Annotated in this window: 8 protein-coding genes; all 8 read right to left on the reverse strand. The window is 68.0% G+C overall.

Going from position 1 to position 7,821, the window contains the following annotated elements; all coding sequences use genetic code 11:
* Positions 1-172 precede the first annotated feature (172 nt).
* Positions 173-1,669, reverse strand: coding sequence for a sigma-54 dependent transcriptional regulator (locus RTO53_RS18515; protein WP_312239166.1), 1,497 nt, complete (start codon positions 1,667-1,669; stop codon positions 173-175).
* A complete protein-coding gene (locus RTO53_RS18520) occupies positions 1,666-2,043 on the reverse strand; it encodes a response regulator transcription factor (protein WP_312239167.1) in 378 nt (125 codons plus the stop codon). The genes RTO53_RS18515 and RTO53_RS18520 overlap by 4 nt, the downstream gene beginning before the upstream one ends.
* A 14-nt stretch (positions 2,044-2,057) precedes the next feature.
* Positions 2,058-3,467 (reverse strand): RNA polymerase factor sigma-54, encoded by a 1,410-nt coding sequence (rpoN, locus tag RTO53_RS18525; protein ID WP_312239168.1) that lies wholly within the window; start codon positions 3,465-3,467, stop codon positions 2,058-2,060.
* A 274-nt stretch (positions 3,468-3,741) separates the two neighbouring features.
* Positions 3,742-4,374 carry a response regulator transcription factor gene (locus tag RTO53_RS18530; RefSeq protein ID WP_312239169.1) on the reverse strand — a complete coding sequence of 211 codons (633 nt, stop codon included), beginning with the start codon at positions 4,372-4,374 and terminating at the stop codon, positions 3,742-3,744.
* Positions 4,375-4,493: 119 nt separating this feature from the next.
* Positions 4,494-5,093, reverse strand: a complete 600-nt coding sequence (locus tag RTO53_RS18535) for a PilZ domain-containing protein (protein WP_312239170.1) — start codon at positions 5,091-5,093, stop codon at positions 4,494-4,496.
* A complete protein-coding gene (locus tag RTO53_RS18540; RefSeq protein WP_312239171.1) occupies positions 5,090-5,395 on the reverse strand; it encodes a hypothetical protein in 306 nt (101 codons plus the stop codon). Before RTO53_RS18540 ends, RTO53_RS18535 begins: the two co-directional genes overlap by 4 nt.
* Complete coding sequence (gene fliS / locus RTO53_RS18545; protein WP_259202556.1) at positions 5,395-5,811, reverse strand: flagellar export chaperone FliS; 417 nt, start codon at positions 5,809-5,811, stop codon at positions 5,395-5,397. The genes RTO53_RS18540 and fliS overlap by 1 nt, the downstream gene beginning before the upstream one ends.
* A 133-nt stretch (positions 5,812-5,944) precedes the next feature.
* A complete protein-coding gene (gene fliD, locus RTO53_RS18550) occupies positions 5,945-7,327 on the reverse strand; it encodes a flagellar filament capping protein FliD (protein ID WP_312239172.1) in 1,383 nt (460 codons plus the stop codon).
* Positions 7,328-7,821: the final 494 nt, after the last annotated feature.

Raw genomic sequence — 7,821 nt, forward strand, 5'->3', positions numbered from 1 at the left:
CGCAGGCCGACGCCGGGGGACATTCGCCGGAAAGGGCATGGGGCCCCAGCGCCCGACCCACCGGCAGCCGCGCCTGGAAATGCGCAGCGCACGCTTGGTGTGTGTCGCGCGGATGGGAGAAGAGCAAAAAAAACCCGGGCCAGGCCCGGGTTTTTTGGGTGCTGTGCGGCGATCAACCGGCCAGTTCGGCCTGGTCGCGTTCGATGCCGTACTTGCGCAGCTTCTCCACCAGGGTGGTGCGGCGCAGGCCGAGCAGTTGGGCGGCGTGGGCGACCACGCCCTGGGTGCGCTCGAGGGCCTCGTTGATCAGGGTCAGCTCGATGTTGGCCATGTGGTTGCGCAGGTCCAGCCCGGCATCGGGCAGGCCGACGGCGCGGGTGACCGGACCGATGCCGTTTTCCAGCGGTGCGGCCGTGCCCGGGGCCGGGGTGTGGAAGGAGAAGCTGCGCAGGTCCAGGCGCTCGTCGGCAACCGGTGCCGGCGCTGCCACGACCACCGGAGCGGCGGCGGTGAAGTCCCCGCGGTAGCGTGCCGGCAGGTCCTGCACGCGCACGTTGCCGCCCGGATGCAGCACCGCCAGGCGCTCGACCAGATTGGTCAGTTCGCGCACGTTGCCCGGCCATTCGTAGCTGGCCAGCGCCTGCAGGGCTTCGGCGGTGAACCGCACTTCGCCGCGACCGGTGCGTGCCAGCTGCGCGGCGATGGTGGTCACCAGCGCGGGCAGGTCCTCGCTGCGCTCGCGCAGCGCCGGAACGTCGATCGGGAACACGTTGAGACGGTAGAACAGATCTTCGCGGAACTTGCCGTCGGCGATGCGCGATTCCAGGTCGCGGTGGGTCGCGGCGATCACCCGCACGTTGCAGCGGATGGTCTGGTTGCCGCCGACGCGCTCGAAGCTGCGCTCCTGCAGCACGCGCAGCAGCTTGACCTGCATCGGCAGGCTCATGTCCCCGATTTCATCCAGCAGCAGCGTGCCGCCTTCAGCCATTTCAAAGCGGCCCTTGCGGGCGCTGAGCGCACCGGTGAAGGCACCCTTTTCGTGACCGAACAGTTCGCTCTCCAGCAGCTCGGCCGGGATCGCACCGCAGTTGATCGCCACGAACGGACCATCCCGACGCGGCGAGCGCTGGTGGATCGAGCGCGACACCACTTCCTTGCCGGTACCCGATTCGCCCAGCACCAGCACGGTGGTGTCGAACGCGGCCACCTGTTCGATCATCAGGCGCAGCGCGCTGACCGCCGCACCGTCACCGGTCGGACCCTGTTCCTGCACGGCACCGGCCTGGTGCTCGGCATCCAGGCGCTTGAGGCTGGCGCGGCGCAGCAGCGCTTCCATCTGCGCGTGGCGCAGCGGTGCCTCCAGCGGCCACACATTGGCTTCGTGCAGGCCGTGCTGCTGGGCGAACGCGGCAGCATCACCGTCGATCAGCATCACCGGCGGCGGCAGCGCGCCCTTGCCGGCCCAGGCGAACAGCGCATCGCTGCGCGCGCCCGGGTCCAGGCTGCCGATGATCACCGCCACCCAGTCGTTGGGGCGGTGGCGGGCGGTATCGATGTCGGCCGCGTCGGCCACCCAGCGCGGGTTGAAGTCCATGAATTCGAGCAGGGCGACGGTGCGCTCTGCGCGCACGGCATCGTTGTCCAGTACCAGGATGCGCGACTCACTCATGATCCATTCCCCTTCAGGCCTTCCAGGATCGGCATGACCTCCTGGATGTAGGACAGCTTGCTGACGAAGTTGTCGGCGCCGGCGCGCAGGGCGTGCTCGCGGTGTTCGACATCGTCGAAGTGGCTGGCGATGACGATGTAGGGCGCGTCGTCCTGCGACTTGATCAGGCGGGTGGCCTGCAGGCCGCCCATCTCCGGCATGGCCAGGTCCATCAGCACCACCTGCGGACGCAGCGACTCGGAGCGCTCGATGGCTTCCAGCCCATTGGCGGCGCTGCCGATCACGTCCAGCCAGTCGACCTTGCGGAAGTGGCGCATGGCGGCGTTGATGAAGCCCTCGTGGTCATCGACCAGCAGGACGGTGAGCTTGTTCATGTCTTCCATTTCCTTCAGCCCACCCGGGCCAGTTGCGGGGTGCGGGCATTGATCCGACGGCGTTCGCGGGCCGGAGCGATGTCCAGTTGCTCGCGGTATTTTGCAACGGTGCGGCGCGCGATGTTGACGCCCTGGCGCGACAGCAGGCCGGCGATGGCTTCATCGGCCAGCGGGCGACCCGCCGGTTCGGCATCGATCAGGCGGCGCACCATGGCCTTGACCGCCTGCCCGGAGACGCTGGCGCCTTCCAGGCGCACGGCGAAGAAGTGCTTCAGCTCCAGGGTGCCGCGCGGGGTCTGCAGGTACTTGCCGGTGGTGATGCGCGAGACGGTGGACTCGTGCATGCCGATCGCATCGGCCACTTCCTTCAGGGTCAGCGGTGCCATCGCTTCTTCGCCACGGGTCAAAAAACCGGCCTGGCGTTCGATGATCACCCGGGTGGTGCGCAGCAGGGTGTCGTAGCGCATCGACAGGCCACGGGTCAGCCAGCGCGCTTCCTGCAGCATGTCGCGCAGCGGCTGGGCGGCCTCGCCGGCATCGGCCAGTGCGTGTTCGTAGCCCGGGTTGATGCTCAGGCGACGGCTGGTGGCCGGGTTGAGCGCCACGCGCCACTGGTTGTCGGCGTGCCAGGCGATCACGTCGGGGATGACCACGCCGGTGTCGTCCGGGCGCAGGCTGTCGCCCGGGCGCGGCTGCAGCGACAGGATCAGCCGCACCGCTTCATGGATGTCGGCCACTTCGGCGTCCAGCTCGCGGGCCAGGCCGACGTAGTCGTGCGCGGCCAGGCTGGCCAGGCCCTGGTCCAGCACGCGCTGGGCCAGGTGGCGGGCCGGCACGCGGCCGGGCAGGGCGCGCAGCTGCACGCTCAGGCATTCGTGCAGGTCGCGTGCGGCCAGGCCGGCCGGCTCGCCGTGCAGGATCTGCTGGCGCACCGCTTCGACCCCGGCGGCATCCACGTCGCAGCGGGCGCTGGCCAGCAGTTGCAACTGGGCCAACGGCGCGTCGAGGTAGCCGGCGTCGTCGCAATGCTCCAGCCAGAAGCTGGCCACCGCCAGTTCGCGTGCATCCAGTTCCAGCGACAGGCGCTGCAGGGCACGCAGCTGCGGGTCGCTGGATTCGTCGGCGGCGATGCGCTGCATGCGGTCGTCGTCGCCGTCCTGCCAGCTGGCGCCGGGCACGTCCCACATCGCGCTTTCCGGCAGCTCGTCGAAGGCGGCCACTTCCTGCACGGTGGTGGTCTCGGCGGTGTCGCTGGCCGGGGCGTCGGGCGCCTCTTCCAGTTCCAGCAGCGGATTGGTCTCCAGTGCGCGGCGGATTTCCAGCTCCAGCTGCATGCCGTCCAGCTGCAGCAGTCGGATGGACTGCAGCAGTTGCGGCGTCAGGTGGAGCTGCTGACCCAGTTGGGTCGACATCGTCGGCTTCATGCGTTTTCCCCGTTGCGCCGACTCCCCGGCGCTATGGAACGCATCTTGCTTGTGATCCCACGACACCGTAATCAGGGGGTTCCTGAGTGCTGTCGTTGGTTTCCTGACGCTTCGTCAGGAAAACCCCTACATCGACCCGGAATTTTGACGCTGCCTGCTGCGCGAAGCCTTGTGTTTCCGTGGCCTAGGTGGCTGCGCCCTGTTCAAATTCCCGTCGGGGAGACGCCTGAAGGCGTCAGGCGTGTCGGGGAACCGACGCCGCCCAACCGCCGCGTCACTCCAGCTCGTGCTGGTGGCGGGCGGCGAGCAGCAGCAGATCATTGGCGCGGCGGCAGCCGAGCGACTCCATCATGCGCGCGCGGTGGGTCTCCACCGTCTTGACGCTGATGCCCAGGTCCGCGGCGATCTCCTTGTTGCTCTCGCCGCGGCCGATCTGGCGCAGGATCTCGCGCTGGCGCGGCGACAGCGCCGCCACGCCCACCGGTTTTTCCTTGCCCAGCATCGGCGCCAGCATCTTGGCCGAGATCTGCGGGCTCAGGAACACCTGGCCGGCGTGGGCGGCGCGCAGGGCCAGCTCCAGCTCCTGCGGGGCGGCGTCCTTGACCACGAAGCCCACCGCGCCACGATCCAGCGCATCGCGCACGTGCACCGCGTCGTCATGCATGGTCATCATCACCACCCGGGTGCCGGGGGCGCGCAGCAGGATGTCGCTCAACGCTTCCAGGCCGGTGCGGCCGGGCAGCGACAGATCCATCAGGATCACGTCCGGGCTGTGCTGGATGGCCAACTGCAGCGCCTGTTCGGCATTGCTGGCTTCGGCGGCGACCTCCACGTCGGCAAAGCCCTGGAGCAGGCGGCTGAGGCCGGCGCGGACCAGGGTGTGATCGTCGACAATGAGAACGCGCACAGGCAGGCTTCGGCAGATGTTAAGGCGGGGTGACCACCTTAACGGAGTGGCGGCCTACCGCCAAGCCGATTGCGTCACGGTAGGGCCGGCCGCTGGCCGGCAACCGGTCAAAACCTCGCTCAGGGGTCGAGCGGACGGCGGTCGGCCAGCCGTGCCTGCGCGATCTGGCGGCGATGCAGGCGGAACAGATGCCGCTCCAGCGCCATCTCCAGCGCATCGCTCATCGGCTCGAAACGCAGCCAGAGGAAATGCGCGCCCGCGCCGGTGGCCGCTTCGGCCAAGACCGATACCGGCAGGTCGATATGGTCGGGCAGCCAGTCGCAGGGCTGCAGCCGGATCACGCCCAGGCTGCCGGCGGTCGCGCCGGTACGCATGCCCTGTTCCAGGCGGATGCCGCGCCGTGACCAGCGCAGCGGACGCAGGTCCAGGTCCTGCGTGCTCTGCCGGACCAGCCGGCCCAGCAGCACCATGGTCAGGTCCAGCTTGGCCTCCAGGCGCTGCAGTTGCGCGGTGGCTTCACCGCGCTCGTCGTGGCCGTCATCGCCACGCGAATCCTCTACCAGGGCGACGCTGCGCAGCAGGGTCTCGGCGCTGCCCGGACGCACCACCGCACTGCCCAGGCGGAACTCGGCCGGCAGGGCGACCTCGCAGCTCAGCGTTTCATCGAACAGCTCGCTTTCGGCCGGATGATGGATCGCGCTGGGACGCGGCTCGCTCATGACAGGGATTCCGCGGTGAGGTAGGCATGCGCGGCGCGGTTGGCGGCAGCCCCCTTGCGCACGTGGCCGGCGGCCTCGTCGCGCTGGCTCATGATCATGACCATCACGCGCTGCTGGCGGCTTTCCAGTGCGCGCAGGCCGGCCACGTCATCCAGGCCGCCGGGCTGGGCCAGCAGCTGGGTCTGGTCGGCGTGCAGGGTGTCCAGGCAGGTGCCCGCACGTGCGTGGTCACCGTCCAGCAACGCGGCTTCCAGCGTGTCCAGCGTGGTGTTGAGGTCGGCCAGGGTGGGCGCGGCGGCCATTACACGGCGGCCTGCGCGGGCGCGCGCTGGTCGCGCGGGATCGCATTCCACGCCGCATCGATCTCGCCCAGCAGCTCCAGCGACTCGCGCAGGGCCTCCGGGTCGTTGTGCAGGTTGGCTTCGGTCAGGCGCTGCATGACGTAATCGTACAGGGCCGACAGATTGCCGGCGATCTCGCCACCGGCCTCATGGTCGAGCGAGCCGTTGAGGTGGCCGACGATCGCGCACACCTCGCCGATCGCCTTGCCCTTGCGCGCCTGATCGCCACGTTCCAGGCAGGCCTGGGCCAGCCGCACGCGTTCCAGCGCACCGGCCAGCAGCAACGCCACCAGCTTGTGCGGGTCGGCGTCGATGATCGAGCTCTGCACGCCGACTTTGCGGTACTGCTCGGTGAATTGACGGTTTGAACCGTACATCAATCATGTCTCCTTCGTGCGGGGCCGCGTGCCTTGCGGGGTTTGCGGCACCGGGGTGGAGCCTGCGTTGGCTGCTGCGTTGGTACCAGTATCGGCAGCGTGCGCGCTTTACTTGAGCAGGCCGCCGTGTCGATCAACCGGCCAACTGACTGAGCTGGGAGGTGAGCGAGGAGGTGGTCTGGCTCAGCTTGCCCATCAACGCATCCAGTGCCAGGAACTGCTTTTTGTAGCGTTCCTCCACGCCGGCCATGCGCACGTCCAGCGCCTTGCGGCGCTTGTCGATGTCGGTCAGCGTGGCGTTGATGCTCTTGGTGCGCGACACGAAGGCGCCTTCCTTGCCCACCGTGGTGCTGACGTAGCCATCGACCATGTTGAACAGCTTGGTGGCAGCGCCGTCGTCACCGGTCAGCGCCTGCCGCACCGCACCGGCCTGGTTGACCAGCGCCGCCTCGAACTTGGTGGCGTCCAGGACCAGGCTGCCATCGGCATTGGGATACGCGCGGGTCTGCAGGCCCAGTGTCTTCGGGTCCAGGCCGACCGCGGCCAGGTCCTTGAGCACGCCGCCCATCATCGAGCGCAGCTGGCTGGAGGCGCCGCGCATCTGCGCATCGCCGGTCAGCGAGGAGGGCTCCTTGTTTTCGATGTCGTACTTGGTGGCGGTGCTGATCGCGCTGATCGCGCCGTTGTAGGCGGTGACGAAGTCCTGCATCACCTTGCGTGCGGCCGCCACGTCGGTGCTGACCGTGACGGTGCTCTTGCCTGTCTTCTTCAGGTTCAGGGTCAAGCCGGGAACCACGTCGGTGACGGTGTTCTCGCTGGAGACCACTTCCACCCCGTCGATGGTGAGCTTGGCATCGGCGGCCGGCGTGCGCTCGGTGAGGCTGTTGGCCAGGGCGGTCAGGTCGGCATTGCCGGTGCCGGCGCTGAGCTTGATCGCATTGGCGGTGCCGGACTTCTCCTGCGACAACGACAGGTACTGGTTGTCGCCGGAGGCGATCAGGGTCGACTGTACACCCAGGCTGCGGCCGGCCTTTTCGATCTTGGTGCGGATCGAGGACAGGGTGTCATCGGCTTCGACCTGGATCTCCAGCGTCTTCTTTTTGTCGCCGACGCCCACCTCCAGCGACAGGGTGCCGACGCCGAAGGTCTTGGTCTTGGACACCGCGGTGTCAGCAATCCACTTGTTCGCCGTGGCCAGCTGTTCGACGTTGATGACATGGTTGCCGGTGGCGGCCGAATTGGTGCTGCTGACCGTCAAGATATCGTCGGTGCCTTCCTTGGTCGCACTGACCAGGCGGGCGTCGAAGGCGGTGGAGGCCTTCAGCGCCTTCAGCGAGGTGCTCAGCAGGTCGAACGCGGACTTGACCGTGCCCACCGCCGACAGCTGCATCTTGGCTTTGGACTGCTGCAGGTTGAGTGCGTTGTCCGAAGGTTTGCGGTCTGCCGCCACCAGGCTGGCGACCATGCCGGAAATATCCAGTCCGGAACCGATGCCGCCGTAACCAAAGTCAGCCACGTTGTATCTCCTGTCTGTGTGCCGCCGCGGTGGTGCCGCGTGGCCGTGCTGTCAACGAAGGTAGCGGCCGTAGCCGCCAGGTCTTTAGAACCACGTTGATGCAGGAGTTGTGCCAATGGCGTGGCGCGGAGAAATGGCACGCGCGTTGCAGGGGCATAAGGGCGGGACGCAATGCAGGTCCGGCCGGGGTCTGTAAAAAACCCTCCTCCAATGTAGAGGAGGGCTCAGGCTACTGAAAAGCGGGGGGAGACGAAGCCACCCGGGAAGTTCAGTCAAACAAACAGCGCTGATAACGGTTGGGCCGCAGGGGCGGGCCATGGCCACGGTGGATGTGGCGACCGGGAGAGAGTCCGGCCCATGGCCATGGCCCGTTCCTGCGCGACAGTTGGCTGTCTTTTCGGGGTTGCCCGCGCCGCCGGCCTTGGCCGGCGGCGTGGACGCGTGGATCAGCGCAGCAGGCTGAGCACGTTCTGCGGCACCTGGTTGGCCTGGGC

This window comes from Stenotrophomonas sp., assembly GCF_031995405.1.
In the GTDB taxonomy this organism is placed as follows: domain Bacteria; phylum Pseudomonadota; class Gammaproteobacteria; order Xanthomonadales; family Xanthomonadaceae; genus Stenotrophomonas.